Source organism: Nocardiopsis dassonvillei, assembly GCF_964273065.1.
Lineage (GTDB): Bacteria > Actinomycetota > Actinomycetes > Streptosporangiales > Streptosporangiaceae > Nocardiopsis > Nocardiopsis dassonvillei_B.
Map to the genome: position 1 here is coordinate 2,361,564 of NZ_OZ186815.1, position 19,936 is coordinate 2,381,499.

General features: G+C 74.7%; 21 protein-coding genes and 1 tRNA gene. 7 read left to right on the top strand and 15 right to left on the bottom strand.

The genetic code is table 11. The features are described 5' to 3' along the window. Positions 1-161 precede the first annotated feature (161 nt). From ACSUPR_RS10430 to ACSUPR_RS10445, 4 genes are all read right to left on the bottom strand, one after another. The gene (locus ACSUPR_RS10430) at positions 162-1,448 is read right to left on the bottom strand and encodes a homoserine dehydrogenase (RefSeq protein ID WP_436890943.1); all 1,287 of its coding nucleotides are present in this window, start codon (positions 1,446-1,448) and stop codon (positions 162-164) included. Positions 1,449-1,503: 55 nt separating this feature from the next. Further along, on the bottom strand, positions 1,504-2,889 hold the full coding sequence (gene lysA, locus ACSUPR_RS10435; protein WP_436890944.1) for a diaminopimelate decarboxylase: 1,386 nt from the start codon (positions 2,887-2,889) through the stop codon (positions 1,504-1,506). 111 nt (positions 2,890-3,000) lie between these two features. Then, a complete protein-coding gene (locus ACSUPR_RS10440; protein ID WP_436890945.1) occupies positions 3,001-4,089 on the bottom strand; it encodes a DALR anticodon-binding domain-containing protein in 1,089 nt (362 codons plus the stop codon). After that, complete coding sequence (locus tag ACSUPR_RS10445; protein WP_436890946.1) at positions 4,086-4,469, bottom strand: response regulator; 384 nt, start codon at positions 4,467-4,469, stop codon at positions 4,086-4,088. Before ACSUPR_RS10445 ends, ACSUPR_RS10440 begins: the two co-directional genes overlap by 4 nt. A gap of 118 nt (positions 4,470-4,587) precedes the next feature. Here ACSUPR_RS10445 and ACSUPR_RS10450 point away from each other — a divergent pair. After that, positions 4,588-4,659 (top strand) — tRNA-Arg (locus ACSUPR_RS10450). A gap of 107 nt (positions 4,660-4,766) precedes the next feature. Here ACSUPR_RS10450 and ACSUPR_RS10455 read toward each other — a convergent pair. Beyond that, positions 4,767-5,915 carry a DUF418 domain-containing protein gene (locus ACSUPR_RS10455; protein ID WP_436890947.1) on the bottom strand — a complete coding sequence of 383 codons (1,149 nt, stop codon included), beginning with the start codon at positions 5,913-5,915 and terminating at the stop codon, positions 4,767-4,769. 292 nt (positions 5,916-6,207) lie between these two features. Between ACSUPR_RS10455 and ACSUPR_RS10460 the strand changes: the two genes are divergently transcribed. Beyond that, positions 6,208-6,975, top strand: a complete 768-nt coding sequence (locus tag ACSUPR_RS10460; protein ID WP_436890948.1) for a FadR/GntR family transcriptional regulator — start codon at positions 6,208-6,210, stop codon at positions 6,973-6,975. A gap of 35 nt (positions 6,976-7,010) precedes the next feature. Here the strand turns inward: ACSUPR_RS10460 and ACSUPR_RS10465 are convergent, their stop codons facing one another. Next, a complete protein-coding gene (locus ACSUPR_RS10465) occupies positions 7,011-7,712 on the bottom strand; it encodes an exonuclease domain-containing protein (RefSeq protein WP_436890949.1) in 702 nt (233 codons plus the stop codon). Positions 7,713-7,740: 28 nt separating this feature from the next. Next, the gene (locus ACSUPR_RS10470) at positions 7,741-8,943 is read right to left on the bottom strand and encodes an MFS transporter (RefSeq protein ID WP_436890950.1); all 1,203 of its coding nucleotides are present in this window, start codon (positions 8,941-8,943) and stop codon (positions 7,741-7,743) included. Between the two features lie 129 nt (positions 8,944-9,072). Between ACSUPR_RS10470 and ACSUPR_RS10475 the strand changes: the two genes are divergently transcribed. Together ACSUPR_RS10475 and ACSUPR_RS10480 are read left to right on the top strand one after the other, a co-directional pair. Further along, positions 9,073-9,528 (top strand): MarR family winged helix-turn-helix transcriptional regulator, encoded by a 456-nt coding sequence (locus ACSUPR_RS10475; RefSeq protein WP_436890951.1) that lies wholly within the window; start codon positions 9,073-9,075, stop codon positions 9,526-9,528. A 79-nt stretch (positions 9,529-9,607) separates the two neighbouring features. Continuing rightward, positions 9,608-10,132 carry an LURP-one-related/scramblase family protein gene (locus tag ACSUPR_RS10480; RefSeq protein WP_436890952.1) on the top strand — a complete coding sequence of 175 codons (525 nt, stop codon included), beginning with the start codon at positions 9,608-9,610 and terminating at the stop codon, positions 10,130-10,132. A gap of 72 nt (positions 10,133-10,204) precedes the next feature. On the opposite strand, the gene ACSUPR_RS10485 is transcribed toward ACSUPR_RS10480, so the two are convergent. The 3 genes from ACSUPR_RS10485 to ACSUPR_RS10495 all read right to left on the bottom strand — a co-directional run bounded on the left by ACSUPR_RS10485 (position 10,205) and on the right by ACSUPR_RS10495 (position 12,684). Beyond that, on the bottom strand, positions 10,205-10,696 hold the full coding sequence (locus ACSUPR_RS10485) for a hypothetical protein (RefSeq protein ID WP_436890953.1): 492 nt from the start codon (positions 10,694-10,696) through the stop codon (positions 10,205-10,207). A 132-nt stretch (positions 10,697-10,828) separates the two neighbouring features. Continuing rightward, positions 10,829-11,485 (bottom strand): LuxR C-terminal-related transcriptional regulator, encoded by a 657-nt coding sequence (locus ACSUPR_RS10490; protein WP_436890954.1) that lies wholly within the window; start codon positions 11,483-11,485, stop codon positions 10,829-10,831. Next, positions 11,473-12,684 carry a histidine kinase gene (locus ACSUPR_RS10495; protein ID WP_436890955.1) on the bottom strand — a complete coding sequence of 404 codons (1,212 nt, stop codon included), beginning with the start codon at positions 12,682-12,684 and terminating at the stop codon, positions 11,473-11,475. Before ACSUPR_RS10495 ends, ACSUPR_RS10490 begins: the two co-directional genes overlap by 13 nt. Before the next feature lie 135 nt (positions 12,685-12,819). On the opposite strand from ACSUPR_RS10495, the gene ACSUPR_RS10500 reads away from it, so the two are divergent. Both ACSUPR_RS10500 and ACSUPR_RS10505 read left to right on the top strand, forming a co-directional pair. After that, positions 12,820-13,263 carry a mycothiol transferase gene (locus ACSUPR_RS10500; RefSeq protein WP_436890956.1) on the top strand — a complete coding sequence of 148 codons (444 nt, stop codon included), beginning with the start codon at positions 12,820-12,822 and terminating at the stop codon, positions 13,261-13,263. Beyond that, a complete protein-coding gene (locus tag ACSUPR_RS10505) occupies positions 13,242-13,358 on the top strand; it encodes a mycothiol transferase (protein WP_436890957.1) in 117 nt (38 codons plus the stop codon). Before ACSUPR_RS10500 ends, ACSUPR_RS10505 begins: the two co-directional genes overlap by 22 nt. Positions 13,359-13,521: 163 nt before the next feature. Here the strand turns inward: ACSUPR_RS10505 and ACSUPR_RS10510 are convergent, their stop codons facing one another. From ACSUPR_RS10510 to ACSUPR_RS10525, 4 genes are all read right to left on the bottom strand, one after another. Continuing rightward, positions 13,522-14,418 carry a bile acid:sodium symporter family protein gene (locus ACSUPR_RS10510; RefSeq protein WP_436890958.1) on the bottom strand — a complete coding sequence of 299 codons (897 nt, stop codon included), beginning with the start codon at positions 14,416-14,418 and terminating at the stop codon, positions 13,522-13,524. A 225-nt stretch (positions 14,419-14,643) separates the two neighbouring features. Beyond that, complete coding sequence (locus ACSUPR_RS10515) at positions 14,644-15,177, bottom strand: ATP-binding protein (RefSeq protein WP_436890959.1); 534 nt, start codon at positions 15,175-15,177, stop codon at positions 14,644-14,646. 224 nt (positions 15,178-15,401) lie between these two features. Then, on the bottom strand, positions 15,402-16,928 hold the full coding sequence (locus ACSUPR_RS10520) for a glycerol-3-phosphate dehydrogenase/oxidase (protein WP_436890960.1): 1,527 nt from the start codon (positions 16,926-16,928) through the stop codon (positions 15,402-15,404). A gap of 42 nt (positions 16,929-16,970) precedes the next feature. Next, complete coding sequence (locus tag ACSUPR_RS10525) at positions 16,971-17,558, bottom strand: TetR/AcrR family transcriptional regulator (protein ID WP_436890961.1); 588 nt, start codon at positions 17,556-17,558, stop codon at positions 16,971-16,973. 17 nt (positions 17,559-17,575) lie between these two features. Between ACSUPR_RS10525 and ACSUPR_RS10530 the strand changes: the two genes are divergently transcribed. After that, the gene (locus ACSUPR_RS10530; RefSeq protein WP_436890962.1) at positions 17,576-19,192 is read left to right on the top strand and encodes an FAD-binding oxidoreductase; all 1,617 of its coding nucleotides are present in this window, start codon (positions 17,576-17,578) and stop codon (positions 19,190-19,192) included. Positions 19,193-19,294: 102 nt separating this feature from the next. On the opposite strand, the gene ACSUPR_RS10535 is transcribed toward ACSUPR_RS10530, so the two are convergent. Beyond that, positions 19,295-19,918: a hypothetical protein gene (locus ACSUPR_RS10535; protein ID WP_436890963.1), complete on the bottom strand. Its 624-nt coding sequence runs from the start codon at positions 19,916-19,918 to the stop codon at positions 19,295-19,297. Positions 19,919-19,936: the final 18 nt, after the last annotated feature.

Below are 19,936 nucleotides of genomic sequence, written 5' to 3' on the forward strand. Positions count from 1 at the left end.
CCCGGCAACGGACCCGGGTCGCGGCCCCCACCTGCCACGAGTCTACGGCCCGGCCGGGGCCATCTCGAATCGCGGTCGCCCGTGTCCCACAATACGAGACGCCCGCCGTGTGCCCGGCGGCCGGCGGGGGCGCCGCGCCCCGCCCCGGCCCCCGGCCGCGGTCACTCCGAGAAGGTCTCCACGCGCATCACGCTGGCGACCTCCCGGACCATGTCGTGGCCGCGCAGGTCCTGGACCGTGCGGCTGAGCGCGGCGTCCGGCGCGGGGTGGCTGACCAGCACCAGCTGGGCGTCGTCGCCCCGGCCCTCCTGGCGCACGTTCTTGATCGACACCTGGTGGCGGGCGAAGATCTCGGCGACCTTCGACAGCACGCCGGGCCGGTCGGCCACGTCCAGGGAGACGTGGTAGCTGGTGATGGTCTCGCCCATGTCGTGCACCGCCAGGCCGGTGTCGTGCGCGCCCTCGGCGACGGAGGTCCCCGCCCGGCGGTTGCGCGCCACCGCCACCACGTCGCCCAGCACCGCGCTGGCCGTCGGGGTACCGCCCGCGCCGGCGCCGTAGAACATCAGCCGGCCCGCCGACTCCGCCTCCACGAACACCGCGTTGTAGGCCTCCTTGACGCTCGCCAGCGGGTGGTCGACCGGCAGCATCACCGGGTGGACGCGCACGCCCACCGTCTTGTCGTCCTCCGAGCGCTGGCAGATCGCCAGGAGCTTGACCACACAGCCCATCGCGCGGGCGCTGGCGATGTCGGCGGCCGTCACGCCCGTGATCCCCTCGCGGTGCACGTCCGCGGCGGTCACCCGCTGGGTGTGGAAGGCCAGCCGGGCCAGGATGGCGGCCTTGGCGGCGGCGTCGAAGCCCTCCACGTCGGCCGTCGGGTCGGCCTCGGCGTAGCCCAGGGCCTGGGCCTCCTCCAGGGACTCGGTGAACCCGGCGCCCAGGGAGTCCATCCGGTCCAGGATGTAGTTCGTGGTGCCGTTGACGATGCCCAGGACCCGGTTGACGCGGTCTCCGGCCAGCGAGTCGCGCAGCGGGCGCAGCAGCGGGATCGCCCCCGCCACCGACGCCTCGTAGTACAGGTCCACCCCGGCCTCGCGGGCGGCCGCGTGCAGCGTCTGGCCGTCCTCGGCCAGCAGCGCCTTGTTGGCCGTGACCACGGACTTGCCCGCCTCCAGCGCCGCCAGGATGAGCGAGCGGGCCGGCTCGATCCCGCCGATGACCTCGACCACGACGTCGATGTCGGGCCGTGTGGCCAGGGCCATGGCGTCGGTGGTCAGCAGCTCCGGGGCGATACCGCGGGCGCGGTCGATGCGCCGCACCGCGATCCCGCCGACCTCGATGGGCGTGCCGATCCGTGCGGCCAGCTCCTCGGACTGCTCCTCGATCAGGCGAACGACTTGCGAACCCACAACGCCGCATCCGAGCAGCGCCACCTTCATCGCCATTTGGGCGTGACTCCCAGTTCTCTCGTGATCCTCTGACCGTCTTCGCGCGGGCCGGTCAGCCGACGTCCAGGCGGAGGAGGTCCTCCTCGGTCTCCCTGCGCACGATCACGCGGGCGGCACCGTCCCGGACCGCGACCATCGCGGGCCGCGGCAGGTGGTTGTAGTTGCTCGCCATGGAGAGGCAGTAGGCGCCCGTGGCCGCGACCGCGACCAGGTCGCCCGGGCGCAGGTCCGCGGGCAGGTACAGGTCGTGCACGATGATGTCGCCGCTCTCGCAGTGCTTGCCCACCAGGCGGGACAGCATCGGTCCGGCGTCGCTCTCGCGCGAGACGAGGCGCCCGGTGTACTCCGCGCCGTACAGGGCGGTGCGGATGTTGTCGCTCATGCCGCCGTCGACGCTGACGTAGGTGCGGATGCCCTCGACGTCCTTGACCGTGCCGACCTCGTAGACGGTCACCCCGGGCGGGCCCGCGATGGCTCGGCCCGGTTCCACGGCCAGGCGCGGTACCGGCAGTCCGGCCTCCTCGCACTCGCGCCGCACGATCGACGTGAGGCCGTCCGCGATGGTCTTGGGGTCCAGGGGGGTGTCGTCGGAGACGTAGGCGATGCCCAGGCCGCCGCCCAGGTCCAGCTCCGCCAGGGTGACCCCCAGGTCGGTGTGGATCCCGGCGAGGAACCGCGTGACGCGCCGGGCGGCCACCTCGAAACCGGAGGTGTCGAAGATCTGCGAGCCGATGTGCGAGTGCAGGCCCACCAGGTCCAGGTGCGGGGCGGCCAGCACCCGGCGGACCGCCTCGGCGGCCGCGCCCGTGCTCAGCGCGAAGCCGAACTTCTGGTCGTCGTGCGCGGTGGCCACGAACTCGTGGGTGTGGGCCTCCACGCCGGTGGTGACGCGGATCAGGACCTTCGGGGTCCGGTCCAGCGAGGCGGCGACGCGCTCCAGGCGCTCGATCTCGTCCAGGGAGTCGATGATGATCCGGCCGACCCCGACCTCGACCGCGCGGTGCAGCTCGCGCTCCGACTTGTTGTTGCCGTGCATGCCGATGCGGTCGGCGGGCACCCCCGCCGCCAGGGCGACCGCGAGCTCGCCGCCCGAGCAGACGTCCAGCTTGAGGCCCTCCTCGATCACCCAGCGGGCGACCGCCTTGGTCAGCAGGGCCTTGCCCGCGTAGTAGACGTCGGACCCGGCGAACGCCGTCGCGTAGTCGCGGGCGCGCGCCCGGAAGTCCTCCTCGTCCATGACGAAGAGCGGCGTCCGGTAGGTCTCGGCCAGTTCCCGCACGCCGACACCGCCCACGACCAGCTCGCCGTCCTCGCGGCGGGCGGTGGCGGGCCACACCCGGGGGTCGAGGGCGTTGAGGTCCTCGGGCGGCAGCGGCGGGTTGTCCTCGGGGAGGATCTCGGCGTGGCGGGATCCGGCGGGGTGGGCGTAGCGGCTCATAACGGGCTTTCGGCTGGAACGGTGTGACGGGAGGGACGGCACCCCTCCCCCATTGTCCACTTCTCCGATCGGAACGCAGGGGTCGGGTGCGGCCCATCGGGCGGGCGGGGTCTACAGCCTTGTGGGCGCGGACACCCCGAGCAGGAACAGCCCGGTGCGGAGGACCCCGGCGACGGCGGACGGCAGCACCGGGTCGGCGGTGGTGTACTCCGCCGGCTCGGCGGCGGCGGAGGGACACGTCCGCCACTCATCGTAGGCACCGGCCAGCGTTTCCAGGTATCGGACCAGGATATGGGGTTCCTCTCGGCGGGCGGCTCCGTCCAGGGCGCTCGGGCCGTCCACCAGGGCGCGGCGCACCGGTGCGGTGTGCCGCTCGCACGCCGCGAGCCTGGGGGCGCCCCGGGACACCCACCGCGTCCGGGACACCGCGTGCGCGTGGGCGTAGCGCAGCCGGAACGCGGGATTGGCGTCGGTCAGGCGGGCCCACGCCCCCGGGTACTCCGCCGAGGGCAGCACCGGCAGGTCCCGGCCGGTGGTCTCGGTCTCACGGGGCCGCTCGGGAATCGACCGGCAGAAGGCGATGCGGGCGCTGTCCTCGCCGACCGCGCCCAGCACCCGGGCCGCGGGGGTGAACAGCGCGTCCCGGTCGCCGTCCAGGTAGGGGTCCCGCCAGGAGACCTCCTCGGCCGCCGGCACAGCGGGGGCGGCGCCGCCCACCGCCAGGGCGATGCGGGCGCGCGCGTCCGCCCGGGCCCACCTGCGGGCCTGCGCCACCGGCCCGGCCCCGTGCAGGGCGGTGCGGGGCCACTCCCCCGCGCCGTCCCACGTCCGGCCGGTGAGGAAGCGGGGGCCCTCCGCGGCCTCCCGGAGCAGGTCGTCGCGCTGGCGCGCGCCCAGGGTCACGTTCAGGAAGCCCCGGTCGTCGGCGTGCAGCCGGGCGTAGGAGAGGCGGCCCCGGTCGCGCAGCTCGGCCAGCCGGGCGGCGATGCGCCCGGCCACCCTCAGGTGCGGCCGCCCCTCCCCGGCGGGCAGGCGGTCCCCCAGCGCGCCCGCCAGGCGCGGCGCCAGCGCGGTCGCGGCGTCGGCGCCGTCGGCGGCCTGGTCGCCGCGCGGCCACACGAACGGGATCCGGTCGGCGGGCAGGTCGAAGGCGTCGGCGGCGGCCGCCCGCACCACCGCCTCCAGGTCGGCCGGGGTCACCCGCGCTCCCCGAGCAGCCCGCGGATGACGTCGATGAGGACGTCGGGGTCGAACGGCTTGGTGACGTAGGCGTCCACGCCGATCCGCTCGCCCCGCCGCACGTCCTCCTCCTGGGTGCGCGCGGTCACCAGCACGATGGGCAGGGTCCGCAGCCGCTCCTGGGCGCGCAGCCGCTCGGCGGTCGCCCATCCGTCCAGCCGGGGCATCATCACGTCGAGGGTGACCACGTGCGGGTCGATGTAGCCGACCCGATCCAGGCAGTCCTGCCCGTCCACGGCGGTGAACACCTCGAACCCCTCCAGTTCGAGGTTGAGGCGGATCAGTTCCCGGATCACGTCGTCGTCCTCGACGACGAGAACCCGTACGGGCAAGGCGTTCACGGCGCGACACTACCGCCGCGGGGGCGGACGGCACCACCGGAACCGGGGGATCCGCCGCGCGCGGCAAACGGGTGGACGAAGCGCGCGGAGCCCCTGCTACAGTTGTTCACGCAAGCCAGCCCCCTTAGCTCAGGGGATAGAGCAACGGCCTCCGGAGCCGTGTGCGCAGGTTCGAATCCTGCAGGGGGCACAGAAGACGGAACGGCGGGTTCACCCCGCTGACCAGGCGAGAAGGCGTCCTACGGGGCGCCTTTCGTGTTCCCCGGGGCGGGTCGCCGCCGGCGCGGCGCCGGAGCGTCAGCGCGTCCCGGCGCGGGTGCGGCGGGGGCGGTCCGCCAGGCGGCGCAGCAGGGCCTCGGCCGGCCCCCTGCGGTCGGTGCGGCGCATCCACTCGGCCAGGGCGAGCGAGACCGCCCAGATACCGACGGCCGCGCCCATGCCCGCGGCCAGGCCCGTCCCTCCGGACAGGTCCAGCGTGAACGGGTAGAAGAGCGCGAGGAACGCCACCGACTGGAACAGGTAGAAGGTCAGCGACCTGCGTCCCAGGGCCATGACGGCCGTCGCCCACGGCCCGGCGGCCGGGCGCACGAGGAGGGCGACGAGTGCCGCCGCCGCGATGCCCCCGGCGTGGCCGGTGAGGACGTGCAGCGCGGCGGCCGTGTGGAGCAGCGCCGGTGCGTCGGTCTGCCAGGCCCCGGTGGCCAGGAGCGTGTGGGGCAGGCGGCCGGCTGCGGCCACGGCGGCCAGGACCGCGGCGGACCGGGCCAGGAGGCGCCGGTGGCGCGCGGGGTCCTCCAGGATCCGCATGCGGGACGCGGCGACGCCCAGGGCCATGGCCGGGAGCACGCTCGGCACCGAGGCCAGGGTCTCCAGCGGCCAGAGCCAGGAGAAGTTGCCGACCACGTGGGCGACCGGGTCGGCGCCCATGAGGTGGGTGATGGTGGGGGAGATGCCCGTGCGGTGCATCTCGGCCGTGCCGACCGAGACGATCAGGACGCCCGGCGGCAGGCACGCGCCGCCGACCCACGCCAGGGTCGAGGTGCGGGCGCGGGCCAGCGGGGCCGCCACGAGCAGGGCCGTGCCGTACACGGCGACGATGTCGAGCGGTACGAGCAGGGTCGAGTGCAGGAACCCGAGGGCGACCAGGACCAGTCCCCGGCGGTGCAGGAGGGAGCGCAGGTCGGGCCAGTCCCGTCCCCGCTCGGTCTCGCGGCGCAGCAGCTGCCCGATCCCGTAGCCGAAGAGGAACACGAACATCACGCGGGCCTGCTCCTGGAACAGGAGGGTCCCCAGGAACAGGGCCGCACGGTCGAGCGGGCCCGTGCCCCAGTGGGTGAGGAAGGCGGGGACGTGCGCCAGGGCTATCGCGAGCAGCATCAGTCCCCGGGCCATGTCGGGGGCCGGTGAACGGCCTCCGGGTGCGGCCGGGGCGGGGGTGCGGGTCATCGCTCGGTCTCCTTGCCTGCGGTGGGGGCGGGGCGCCCCCGGGCGATCAGGTGACGTCACTATGACACAGGGTATGACGTCAAAGGAAGCCAATTTTATGCATACAGAGAGAACAGGGAGCTCAATAATGCCTTGAACTGGGGATATGCATGACGTCATGTGACGTCATCAGGCTTCCGCCCCGGGCGGAGCCGCCCGGACCCTCCCCCGACCGACAGCCCCGCCGGGGAAGGGGGGACCGTAGGATGACGGGCACCGCGACGCGACGAGGGGAAAGCGGAGGGCTTCTGGCGTGAACGAGGCGAGTACGGGCGACGTCACCCGGTCGGAACCGGCCTGGCGGCCGGTGTCCCGCAGCCGGGCCTACGAGCTCGTGGTCGACCGCATCGAGGAGCAGATCGTCAACGGGTCCCTCCGGGTCGGCGACCACCTGCCCCCCGAGCGCGAGCTCGCCTCCTGGCTGGAGGTCAGCCGCGCCGCCGTGCGCGAGGCGATCCGGACCCTGGAGGCGCACGGGGTCGTCAGCTCGTCGGTCGGTTCGGGCAAGGGCGCGGGCACCGTGGTCACCGCGATGACCAGCGGCGCGCTCACCCGCATGCTGCGGCTGCACGTGGCGCTGACGAGCTTCCCGATGGTCGACGTCGTCGAGGCGCGGGTGATGCTCGAGCGCACCAGCGCCTCGCTGGCGGCGCGCGAGGCCTCCGCCGAGGACCTGGCGCTGATGCGCTCCCTGGTGGACGCCATGGACGCCCCGGGGCTCGGCCGCGAGGAGTTCAACGAGTTCGACACCCGCTTCCACGTGGCGATCGCCGAGGCCGCCGGGAACCGGCTGGTCGCGGACATGACGATCGCCATCCGCGAGTCGATGAAGCAGCAGGTGCTGGAGGGGTTCCGCAGCGCCTCCGACTGGCCGGCGGTGTCAGAGGTGCTGCGCGGCCACCACCGGGGCGTGATGGAGGCCGTCCGGGCTCGCCGTGGAGCTCTGGCGGCGGACCTGGTGGAGGAGCACATCCGCTACGCGTACACGCACCTGCCGGCGTTCCGGGCCGGTGAAGGCTGAGGGCGGCGGGACCTCCCCCGCCGCCGCGCGTCCGCTCAGACCGAGGCCAGGGGCCAGCTCCCGTCGATGACCGCCTGCGGGTCGCGGCCGCGCCGCAGGTAGGCCTGGAAGGAAGCGGCCTGCTCGGCCTTCCAGCCCACCTGGGCGGCGTGCAGTCCGTCCGGGTCCATGGCCGCGAGCTCCTCGTGGGTGGCCCCCAGCCGCCAGGCCAGCCGCGCGGCGGCCAGCGCGTCGGCGGCGGCCCCGTGCGCCTGGCTCTCGTCCAGGGGCACCCCGTGGTGGGCGCACACGTCGGTGAGCTTGCGGCCGCCCCTGCGGTAGGGGTCGGTGTGCTTGTCGAGCACCAGGGGGTCGATCACCCGCAGGTCCCGGAGGAAGCCGGAGGCCAGGCCGTGGCGCTCCAGCTCCGCGGAGAGCAGCCCCAGGTCGTAGGGGGCGTTGTAGACGACCACCGGCAGCCCGTCTGCGCGGACCTTCTCCAGTGCGGCGGCGATCTCGGTGACCACGTCCACCGCCGGGCGCCCGTTCTGGCGGGCGTGCTCCGTGGTGATGCCGTGGATGGCGGTCGCCTCCTCGGGGATCTCCACACCCGGGTCCGCCAGCCAGGACAGCTTCTCCTTGGTACCGGCGGCCGGGTCGACGCGCCACAGCGCGGCGGTGACGATCCGGTCGCTGGAGACGTCCAGGCCGGTGGACTCGAAGTCCAGCGCGGCCATGGGGCGGGTGTGCCAGCTCATGTGTGCCCTTCCGTTCGGGGGTGCGCTCCTATCGTGCCCCCTCAGGGTGACTTTCGGTGTGCGGTCGCACCGGCGGGCGGGCGTGTTCTCCGCCGGGCAGCCGGGTGGCGGCGACCATGACGGCGAGGCCGGCCAGGGTGATGAACGCCCCGGTCCACAGCGGCGAGGTGTACCCGAGTCCGGCGGCCAGGCCCAGTCCCCCGGCCCAGGCGCCGAGCGCGTTGCCCACGTTGAAGGCGGCGATGTTGGCGCTGGAGGCGAGCGTGGGCGCGGTGGAGGCGAACCCCATGACGCGCGTCTGGAGCCCGGGGACGGTGGCGAACCCCACGCCCCCCATGAGCAGCAGGGCGGCCACGGCGGCCCACGGGATGTGCGCGACCAGTGCGAACACGGCGAGGACCGCGGTGAGCGCCGCGAGCAGCGCCACCAGGGTACGGCCCGGGTCGCGGTCGGCGGCCCGGCCGCCCAGGAGGTTCCCGGCGAACAGTCCGGTGCCGAACAGCACGAGCAGCCACGGCACGGCCCCGGCGGCGAACCCGCTCACCTCGGTGAGGGTGAACGCGATGTAGGTGAAGCCCCCGAACATGCCTCCGAAGCCGAGTACGGTGACGGCCAGGGACAGCCACACCTGTGCGCTGCGGAAGGCCGAGAACTCGGCGCGCAGGCCGCCCCGCCCGGACTCCTCGCGGACGGCGGGCACCAGGGCGAGGATCGCCGCGAAGGCGACGACGCCGATGGCGGTGATGGCCCAGAAGGCGGAGCGCCATCCGGCCGCCTGGCCGAGGAAGGTGCCGAAGGGGACTCCCAGGACGTTGGCGGTGGTCAGCCCGGCGAACATGACCGAGACGGCGGCGGCCCCGCGGCCGGGCGGGACGACGCGGGCGGCCAGTACCGCGCCGATCCCGAAGAAGGCGCCGTGGCACAGGGCGGCGATGACGCGTCCGAGCATCATGGCGCCGTAGCCGGGGGCCAGGGCGGAGACGGCGTTCCCCGCGACGAACAGGACCATGAGCACCAGCAGGGCGCGTTTGCGGTCGACGCGGTGGAGCAGCGCGGTCAGCCCGATGCCGCCGACCGCGACGGCGAGGGCGTAGCCCGAGATCAGGTATCCGGCGACGGTGGGCGTGACGCCGAGGTCTGCGCCGACCTCGGGCAGCAGGCCCATGATGACGAATTCGGTGAGGCCGATGCCGAAACCCCCGAGGGCGAGGGCGTAGAGCGCGAGCGGCATGAGGAGTGCTCCCGGAGAGGCGATGTTCCGTTGCGCCTGCACTAGTTGCACACGCAACGAAAATAGTTGCACGCGCCTCCTACCTGCGCAAGCTGGTAGTCTGTGGCCTCTGACACCGGGAGGCTTGACATGGGCATCGCCGACGACGCCGTCGAGGTCCGAGCCCACGGCTGGCGGACCCTCGCCGCCGTGCACGCCCTCATCGAGGCCGCCCTGGAGCGGGCGCTCCAGGGGGAGCACGGGCTCTCGGTCGTCGAGTACACCGTCCTGGACGCCCTGAACCGCCAGGACGGCTGGCACATGCGGATGCGCCAGCTGGCCCGGGCCGCGGCGCTGTCCAACAGCGCCACCACCCGCCTGGTCACCCGCCTGGAGGACCGCGGCCTGCTCACCCGGGTGCTGTGCGCGGACGACCGCCGGGGCATCTACACCGAGCTCACCCCGGCCGGGCTGGAGCTGCTGGAGCGAGCCCGGCCCACCCACGACCGGGTACTGCGCGAGGCCCTGGCCGAGGCCGGGGACACCCCCGAGCTGGCCCCGCTGGTGGAGGCCCTGCGCGCGCTGGAACCCCGTCCCCTCCCCTGATCCGCGGCCCCCGGGACCCGTTGTCCACAGGGCCGCCCTCCCCCTGGTGCGCCGCGGACGCGCCCTCTAGGTTGAGGTCATGAAATTCCTGGTACGCGAACGCTTCTTCGACATCGGCGACGACTCCTGGGTGACCACCGAGGACGGCGAGAAGGTCTACCACATCGACGGCAAGGCCCTGCGCATCCGCGCCACGTTCCACCTCGAGGACCCGAGGGGCAACGTGCTCGCCACCATCCGCCGCAAGCTCTTCAAGGTGCGCGACCAGATGCGCATCGAGCGGGACGGGAAGACCGTGGCCACGGTGCGCGAGCGCCTCGTCGACCCGCTCCGGGAGAAGCTCGTGGTCGAGGTCGAGGGCGCTCCGAACTGGGAGGTGACCGGCGACTTCCTGGGCAAGGAGTACGTGGTCTCCGACGAGCACGGCACCGTCGCGCACATCTCCCGCAAGCTGCTGCGCATCCGCGACACCTACGTGGTGGACGTCAACACCCACCGCTCCGACCTCGGCGGGGACCCGGTGCTGGTGCTCGGTGTCGCGGTGGCGGTGGACTCCCTCACCGCTGACGACAAGGGCAGGGACGGGGACGACTCCGACGGGTGAGGGCCCGGAGGCCGTCGCGGCCCGCTCCGCTCCGGGCGCCCCGGAGCGGGGTCCGCCCGGCCGGGCGCGCGGTCAGTCGCCGCCCGAGACGGTCAGCCCCCGCTCCCAGGGGAGGTAGGGTTCCCGGCGGCTGCGCAGCACCGGCCGCGGGAGGCCGCCCTCCTGGGCGCAGCGGGAGATCTCCCGTGCGGCCATGGAACCGGCCAGCCGGAAGGTGGCCGGGGTGGAGTCCTCCCCGTGCCAGCGGGCGTCCACCAGCCGCACCAGGGCGGCCAGCGGGGGCGGCCCGCCCTCGTCGTCCTCGTCCTCGTCCTCGTGGGGCGTCCAGTACCTCCTGGCGCCGTCCGCGAAGGCGTCGGCCAGCTCCGTCGGCAGCCGCTCGCCCCGCGGGCCGCGCGGCGGCACCGCGTCGACGAACGAGAAGCCGTCGGGCGTCCCGGCGGGCAGCGGTTCGGCCTCCGCCCAGGCCGCGGCGAAGTGGCCGCCCGCGCAGGTGTGGCGGATGGTGCGCACGTAGACGCCGGGGACGGTGCGCGTCAGGGGTATGCGGTTCCGGGAGGGCACTCGACCTCTCCTTCCGGCACGTGGAACGACTCCGTCGGGGTTCTCCTTCCCGCTGAAAGGAACGAAGATACCCCGCGCGGTCCGCGTAGGACCGGCTTCGGCCGGAGCCGGTCGTCCGCGGGCCGGAACCGGTCAGCGCCGCCCGTCCGCGCCGTCCAGGTAGGCGAGCACGGCGCGGACCCGGCGGTGTCCGGGGTCGGCGGGGGCCAGGCCCAGTTTCGCGAAGATGTTTCCGATGTGCTTGTGCACGGCGTTGTCACCGACCACGAGCCGCTCGGCGATCTCGCGGTTGTCCGCCCCCTCGGCCATCAGGGCCAGGACCTCGCGCTCGCGCCGGGTCAGCGACTCCACGGGGTCGCCGTCGCGGCGGGCCAGCAGCTGGGCGACGACCTCCGGGTCCATCACCGTGCCCCCGGCCGCCACCCGGTTCAGGGCGTCCACGAACTCCCCGACCCGGCCCACACGGTCCTTGAGCAGGTAGCCCACACCACCCCGGCCGTCGGCCAGCAGCTCGCCCGCGTACCGGCGCTCCACGTACTGCGACAGCACCAGCACCGCCAGCTCCCGGTGGCGGGCGCGCAGCGCGATCGCCGCCCGCAGGCCCTCGTCGCGGAAGTCCGGCGGCAGGCGCACGTCCACCAGGGCCAGCTCGGGCCGGTGCCGGTCCACGGCGGCCGTCAGGGCACCGGCGTCGCCCGCCACCTCGGCCACCTCGAACCCCTTGGCGGTCAGCAGCGCCTCCAGTCCGGCCGACAGCAGCACGTTGTCCTCGGCGATCACGATCCGCACGGCAGCTCCACGGAGACCACGGTCGGCCCGCCCGCCGGGCTCGACACGCGCACGGTCCCGTCCAGCGCCGCCACGCGGTGGCGGATGCCCCGCACGCCCGTTCCGCGCTCCTCGTCCACCCCGCCGGGACCGTCGTCGGCCACCCGCAGGCGCAGCACGTCGCCGTCCCGGGCCAGGGAGACGTCCACGGCGGTCGGCGAACCGTGGCGGACGGCGTTGGTCACCGCCTCGGTGACCACGAAGTAGGCGGCGGTCTCCACCGCCACCGGGAGGCGCCCGGGGTCGGCGGTGTCGAGGCGGACCGGGACGGAGGTGCGCCCGGCCAGGGAGTCCAGGGCGCCGACCAGGCCCCGGTCGGCGAGCACCGGCGGGTGGATGCCGCGGATCAGCTCGCGCAGCTCGGTCATCGCCTCCTCGGTGCCCTCGTGCGCCCGCTCGATGATCGCGACGGCCTCGGGGTGTCCGGCCAGTGCCTCCTTGGCCACGCCCAGCTGCATGGCGATGGCCACCAGGCGGGCCTGGGTGCCGTCGTGCAGGTCGCGTTCGATGCGGCGCAGTTCGGCGCCGTGGGAGTCCACCACGTCGGCGCGGGTGCGGCTCAGCTCGTCGACGCGGGCGGCGAGCAGCTCGGCGCGCGAGGGCGTCAGCCGGGCCAGGGTGAGCCGGGCGTGGACGCGGGCGGTGGGGACCGCCGCCCAGCGCAGCAGGACCAGTCCGGCGGTGAGCTGCCCGGCGGTGGCGCACGCGGCCGTGACCGGGTCGGCCACCCTCAGCCACAGGAACGTCGTCTCCCCCGGCAGGGCCCACCAGAAGGGGAACTGCAGGGCGGAGGGCGCCATCAGCACGGCGGCCAGGCCCAGCAGCCCGGCGGGGATGCCCGCCAGGGCCGCGAACGGCAGCCAGCGGGCCAGCCGCAGGGTGGAGGGGGCGCGCAGGAGTCTGCGCGGCTCCGTCTCGGGCGCGGGAGCCTCGGGCACGGGGGCGCCCAGCAGCACGGCGGCCCGCGTCCGGTGCCACCGGGCCCACCGGTCCACCGACAGCACCCAGCGGGGCAGCAGCACCAGGCCCAGCCCGCCGACGGGGACGGTCAGCACCACGACCGCGGTCAGCGGCAGCATGAGCAGGGAGACCAGGGCCGCTCCCAGTGTCACCAGCAGGTACCCGGCGGCCCTCCCGATGGCCGCCCACGTCGCACCCATACGCCGTTCTCCTTCGTCCGCTCCGTCGTTCACCCGACAGTCTGGGGCATGTGAAGCACAGCGGACACTACAGCGGGCACCCGTAAGCGGTCGCCGGTCCCCCGGAATGTCGGCGGGCGGAGAGAGGCCGGCGCCATGAAGCACCTCCCGCCCGAGAACCTCTCGCGGCCCGTGTCCGCCGAACGCTCCCCCCTGCCCGTGTCCGGGGACGAACGGGAGGTGCTCACCGCCCATCTGGACTGGCACCGGGCCACCTTCGAGGCCAAGTGCGCGGGCCTGAGCGCCGAACGGCTGTCCCTGCGGGCCGTCCCGCCGTCCTCACTGTCCCTGCACGGGCTGATCCGCCACACGGCGGGAGGGGAGCGGTGGTGGTTCCGGATCCGCTTCGCGGGCGAGGAGCCGCCCCTGCTGTACTACTCCGGCGACGACCCCGACCAGGACTTCGACGACCTGGCCGGCGATCCCGCCCAGGCGCTGGACCGCTGGCGGGAGGAGGTGGCGCACGCCCGGCGGGTCACGGCGGCCTCCCCCTGGACGCGCTGGGGGCGGACGGCTCCGTGGGCGGGCCCACCCGGTTGAGGGTCGTCCTGGTCGAGATGATCGCGGAGTACGCCCGCCACAACGGGTACGCCGACCTGCTGCGCGAGCGCACCGACGGGTCGACCGGGTACTGACCCGTTCCGGCGGCCGGGCCTCCGGAACGGGCGGGACGCCCCGGGGCCCGGCCTCCGGCCGACCGGCCCGGGTGCGGTCCGGCTCCGGGGGCCGGCCTCCGGCGGGGCGGCGCCCGTCCGCAGGAGGCCGCGGCACCGGGTCCCATCGGTCCGGCGGCTCCCGTCAGGCGGGGTTCCGCTCGGCCGCGGCGGTGTCCTCGCGGGCCGCACGCCGGGCCAGCAGGGCGCCGGTGGCCGCTGCGGTGAAGAACATCAGCACGCCGTAGACCGCGGAGGGGACGGCGATCTCGCTGCTGTCGAGCAGTGCCGGACTGAGGGCGATGGCCAGGGACAGCGTGGTGTTGTGCAGGCCGATCTCCATGCAGGAGGCGATGGACTCGGGGCGGCCGGTGCCGACCAGCCGCGGCGCCCAGTAGCCGATGGTGAGGCTGGCGATGTTGAACAGCAGCACCATGAGCCCCACCGCGACGATGTAGTCGCCGATGTTCTCCCGCTCCTGGTAGATGGCCACGGCGACGACGCCCAGCAGCACGAACACCGAGGCGATCTTGACCGGCTTCTCCAGGACCCGCGCGACCGACTCGGCCCGGGCCCGTACGAGCATGCCGATGCCGACGGGGATGAGGATGATCGCGAAGACCTGGAGGACCTTGTCGAGCTGCAGGCCCAGGGTGCCCCCGTCGCTCATGAAGTAGGCCAGCGACAGGTTGGTGATGAGGGGCAGCGAGAACAGCGCGGTGAGGGAGTTGAGCGCCGTCAGCGAGATGTTGAGGGCGACGTTCCCGCGGAACAGGTGGCTGAACAGGCTGGCGGTGGTGCCTCCGGGAGAGGCGGCCAGCAGCATCATGCCGACCGCGAGCGCGGGCGGCGGCCGGAAGAGCAGGACCAGGCCGAAGCAGACCAGCGGCAGCAGGACGATCTGGCAGCCCAGGATGAGGGCGACGGTGCCGGGGATGCGGGCCAGCCGGGTGAAGTCGGGGACGGTGAGGCTCAGCCCCAGGCCCAGCATGATGACGGCGAGCGCGGCGGGGAGCGCGATCGTGGCGATGGTGGAGTCCAAGGGGGCTCCTCGTGGTCGGGCCGCCGGGGGTGCGGCTCGGTGGACGGGGCTCACGGACCGCGTTCGGTGACGGTACGGCGGTGGGGCATCGGACGGACGCCCCGGATCGCGCCCTCCGGTGACCTGCATCACATCCGACGTACTGGCCGGTATGCTCCCATGGCGCCGCGGGACATGACAAGGCCCCGGTCGGTGCCGGGGCCGGGGGATCGCGCCGCGCGGGGGTCAGGCGGCGGGCCAGGAGCTGCCCGTCATGTCGTAGGCGAGGTGGAACCACACCTTGCGGATGCTGGGGTGGCCGTTGTCGCCCCAGGTGGTGGCGAAGCTGTCGACCAGCGCCAGGCCCCGGCCGTTCTCCGCGGTGAGCGGGTCGGCGGTGGGCGCCGCCGGGACCGCGGGCCCGTCGTGGGGGGTGCCGTTGTCGCGGCACACCAGGGTCAGCCCGGTGGGGGTGCGCGTCACCCGCAGCACGAAGGTCTGCCCCTCCTCCCCCGACCTGCTGTGCTTGATCGCGTTGGTCGCCAGCTCCGTGCCCAGCAGGGCGAACAGGTAGCGGAAGTCGCTGTCGCGGGCGGCCGCACAGGTGTCCAGGAACGCGCGCGCCAGCGGGATGCTCGCGGCCCGGCCCGGGAACTCCCAGTGGCGTTTGACGAAGGGCAGCGGACGACCGTTGAAGTAGTGCCGGTACTCGTCCGGGACACCGGCGAGGGCGGTGTCCCCGGCCTCGGCCAGGGCGGGCACGGCAACGAGTGAGGGCATGGCTGACTCCTTGGGCGGGGCGGCTCAGTGGGCAGGCGAACCGGGGGAGGGGGCGGCTGCGGGAGTGTCCGGGGCGCCGCGGGGGACGGGCGGCGCGGGACCGGTATGACCATACGCGATCCGGCTCCCCTGGGACAGGGGATGCCGGTGTGGCGCGTTCCGCCGTGCTCCCGGGAACCGGGGCCCGGGACCGCCGTGGCCGCCCCCGCCCCGCCCGGGGCCGGTCAGGCCCGCGCGGCCAGCGCCTCCTCGGCCGCGGCCCGTGCGGCCTCCCCGTCTGCCGCCACCAGCGCGATCCGGGTGCGCCGCTCCAGCAGGTCGTCCACGTCCAGGGCGCCCTCGTGGCGCACCCCGAACCGCAGCTCCGCCCCGGTGACCCCCGCGGCGACCGGCTCCAGCAGGGCCGGGTCGCCGTCGGCCTCGGCCAGCACGGCGGGCGCCTCGGTCCCGTAGCGGGCGACCAGGCGGCGCGGCGCGTCCAGGGAGTCCAGCTCCTCCCTGGTGGCGGCCCCCACCAGGGGCAGGGAGCGGGTGCGGCAGGGGCCGGCGGGCAGCCGGTGCCGTGCCACCGCGGCGTCCAAAGCCTCCTCCGCCATCGCCCGGTAGGTGGTGAGCTTGCCGCCCACCACGGTGACCGTGCCGTTGGGGGCGACCGTCACCGAGTGGTCCCGGGACAGGTCCGCGCTGTCCCCGTCGCCGTGCAGCAGCGGGCGCAGCCCGGCGAACGCCCCCTGGACGTCCTCCCGGCGGATCGGCGTCCGCAGCGCCCGGTTGGCCTGGCGGAGCAGGAAGTCGACGTCCTCCTCGGGGACCTCGGGCACCCGTGGTGCGGGCCCCGCGACGGGTTCGTCGGTGAGACCGAGGTAGACCCGCCCGTCCGGCTGGGGCAGGGCGAACACGAACCGGCCCGGGGCGCCCTGCACGGGGACGGTGAGGGCCACCCGGGGGTGTCCCAGGAGGGCGCCGTCGAGTACCAGGTGGCTGCCCCGGCTGGGGCTGAGCCGGACCCCGGGGTCGAGCAGGTCGGCGTGGACGCCGGCGGCGTTGACGACGGCGCGCGGGCGCAGCGGCAGCGGCCGTCCGGTCTCCTCGTCGCGCAGCACCGCGCCGTCGGCGGTGATGCCGTCGACCGAGCAGCGGGTGATGATCCGGGCGCCCAGGCCCGCGGCGGTGCGGGCCAGGGCCACCACCAGGCGTGCGTCGTCGACGAGCTGGCCGTCGAAGGACAGCACCCCGCCGAGCAGTCCGTCGGCCGCCACCCCGGGCAGCAGCCGCCGCGTGCGGGCGGCGTCCAGCAGGCGGGGGCGGGGCAGCAGCGACGCGGGGGTCCCGGCCAGGCGGCGCAGCACGTCGCCCATGCCCATCCCGGCGCGGGCGAGCAGCCCCCCTGGCAGCCCGCCCAGGTCCCGGTGGACGGGGACGACCATGGGCAGCGGGCGGATCAGGTGGGGAGCGGTGGTCCGCATGAGGACGTCGCGCTCGCGGGCGCTCTCGTAGGCGATCCCGACCCGGCCCCTGGCGAGGTAGCGCAGGCCGCCGTGGACCAGTTTGGAGCTCCACCGGCTGGTGCCGAAGGCCAGGTCGTGGCGTTCGGCGAGCACGGTGGTCAGTCCCCGCGAGACGGCGTCCAGGGCGACGCCCGCGCCGGTCACCCCGCCGCCGACGACGAGGACGTCGACGTTCGGATCGGCCTCCAGTGCGGCGAGGTCGGCGGCCCGGCGTGCGGCGTTCAGGGAGGTGGTGCTGCTCATGGGAGCGGTCCTTTCCGGGTGATATGGGCGGCGGACGCGCGGTCAGGGGGCCAGGTAGCCGTCGACGAGGGTGGCCAGCTCGTCGACGAGGGCCTCCGGGTCGAGGAGGTCGGCGAACAGGTGGCGGGAGGTGACGGTGTTCTGCGCGGTGACCATGACCAGGCGGGCCAGCACCGCCGGGTCCCCGGCGCGGATCGATCCCTCGGCCTGGCCCTGGGCGACCACGGGTTCGAGGACCTCCAGGGCGGCCCCGTGGCTCGTGCCCAGGCGCTGGAAGGTGTAGGTGGTCAGGAGCTCCGGCTCGGTGTCGACGATCCGGGTGAAGAGCGGGTGGTTCAGCATCGCCCGGGCCACCCCGGCCACGTGCAGGACCAGGCGCACGCGGACGCTCTCGTCGGCCAGGTCGTGCTCGGCGGCCATCTCCTCGTCCAGGAGGATCCGCCGCAGCTCGCGGGTGAGCAGGTCGGCGACCAGCGCGGTGACGTCGGGCCAGCGCCGGTAGACGGTCGGGCGGCTGACCCCGGCGCGGCGGGCGACGTCGGTGAGCGTGGTGCGGCGCACCCCGAAGTCGACGACACAGGCGCGCGCCGCGTCGAGGATGCTGTCTTCAACGTTACGTTTTGACGCCATGTGTAAAACTGTAGAGCATGGCTGACGACACCTCTCCCCGCACCGCCCCCGAGATGAGCTGGTTCGCCTGGGGCGACCCCGCCAGGGCCAGGGACCTGGACCCCGGTCTGCGCGACCTCATCGCCCAGGTACTGGGCGCCCGGCTCACCGAACGTCCCCCCGTCGCCGAGGAGGCGGTGGAGCTGCCCCCCTCCGCCCTCACCGGCCGGGCACTCGCCGCGCTGGCCGCCGTCACGGGCGCCGACCACGTCCGCACCGACGACGCCTCCCGGCTGCGCCACGCGGGCGGCAAGAGCACCCCCGACCTGCTGCTGCGCCGCTCGGGCCGGGCCGACCCCGCACCCGACGCGGTCGTGTACCCCGCCGACCACGACGAGGTCCAGCGGCTGCTGGAGGTCTGCTCCGCGGAACGCGTCGCCGTGGTGCCCTTCGGCGGCGGCACCAGCGTGGTGGGGGGACTGACCCCGCTGCGCGGCGGCTTCGGAGCCGTCGTCTCCCTGGACCTGCGCCGCCTGGACCGGCTGGTCTCCCTGGACGCCACCTCGATGACCGCCGTCCTGGGCGCGGGCGTGCGCGGCCCGGCGGCCGAGGCGCTGCTCGCCGAACACGGCCTCATGCTCGGCCACCTGCCGCAGAGCCACGAGTACGCCACCATCGGCGGGTACGCCGCCACCCGCTCCAGCGGACAGGCCTCCTCCGGGTACGGCCGTTTCGAGGACATGGTGGTGTCGCTGCGCGCGGCGACACCGCGCGGGACCCTGGAGGCGGGCGGCGCTCCGGCCTCGGCGGCCGGGCCCGACCTGCGCCGGCTGCTGCTCGGCTCGGAGGGCACCCTGGGCGTGATCACCGAGGTCGGGGTCCGGGTGCGGCCCGTCCCCGAGACCGTCCTGGACGAGGCGTGGTCGTTCCCCGACTTCGCCACCGGGGTGGACGCCCTGCGCGCGCTGGCCCAGTCCGACACCCGGCCCACCATGGCGCGGATCCTGGACGAGTCGGAGACGTTCGTGGGCGCCGCCCTCAGCGGGGGCGAGGCGCGCCCGGGCTGCCAGGCCGTGCTCGGGTTCGAGGGGACCGCGGCCGAGGTCGCCGCCCGCGCCGCCGCGGTCCGCGAGGTGCTGGTCCGGGCGGGCGGGACCCCGCTGGGCGCGGACCCGGTGGCCCACTGGCGGGAGAACCGGTTCTCCTCCCCCTACCTGCGGGACACCCTGCTGTCGGCGGGCGTCCTCGCCGAGACCCTGGAGACCGCGGCGGGCTGGAGCGCCCTGCTGCCGCTGTACGACGCCGTCACCGGCGCCCTGAGGGAGGCGCTGGAGGGGGACGCGGGCGGGGCCGTGGTGATGTGCCACGTGTCGCACACGTACCCGACCGGGGCCTCCCTGTACTTCACGGTGGCGGCGGCCGCGGGCGAGGACCCGCTGGCGCGCTGGGAGAGCGCCAAGCGCGCCGCCTCCGACGCGATCGTCGCCCACGGCGGGACCATCACCCACCACCACGCTGTGGGCACCGACCACCGGCCGTGGATGGCCGCGGAGATCGGCCCGCTGGGCGTGGAGGTGCTGCGGGCGGTGAAGGCGGCGCTGGACCCGGAGGGCGTGCTCAACCCGGGCAAGCTCATCCCCGGCCCGCGGGACTGACCCCCGGCCCGCGCCCCGGCACCCGGCCGGGGCGCGGGAGGTCCCGCTCCCCGGCGGCACGGCCTCCCCCGGCGGAGCGGATGCCGCCCGGAGAGGCCGGGCTCAGGCGGTCTCGCCGGCGCGGCGCAGCGCGCTCTCGACGTCGCCGCCCAGGGAGCGGACCATGTCCACCGCCTCCTCCAGTTCGGCTTCCCCGGGCTCGAACCCGTAGATGACGTTCACCCCCAGGTTGTCGACGATGAAGATGTTCGAGGCCATGGCGAAGGAGAAGAACTCCGATTCGTCGGCGAACCCGAGCACGACGCCGGTGTCGCCGGCGGAGCTGGTCCGCCACATGGCGTCCTCGGACGTCTCGCCGTCGATGGTCAGCGCGCCCCGCTCACCCTGGGACAGCTGCTGCGGGACCTCCTCGCGGATCTTCTCGATCTCGTCGAACGACTCCTGCCACTGCTCGCCCTCGGGGTCGAGCGCCTCCACCAGGACGCTGAAGCCGCCGAAGCCCTCGTCGCCGTGGTCCGAGACGATCTCGCACCGGAGGCCGCCGTGGTCCTCGCCCTCGCCCTCGGTGAACTCGCCGGAGACCGTCAGTCCGGTGACCTCCGCCGCGTTCTCGAAGGTCACCGGGTCGAAGACCTCGTCGCACCCGGGGAAGGAGACGTACTCCCTCGGCATGTTGACGACGACGGCCGCGCCGACACCGACGAGGAGCACCACCGCGCCGGCCACGGCTCCGCCGACGACCAG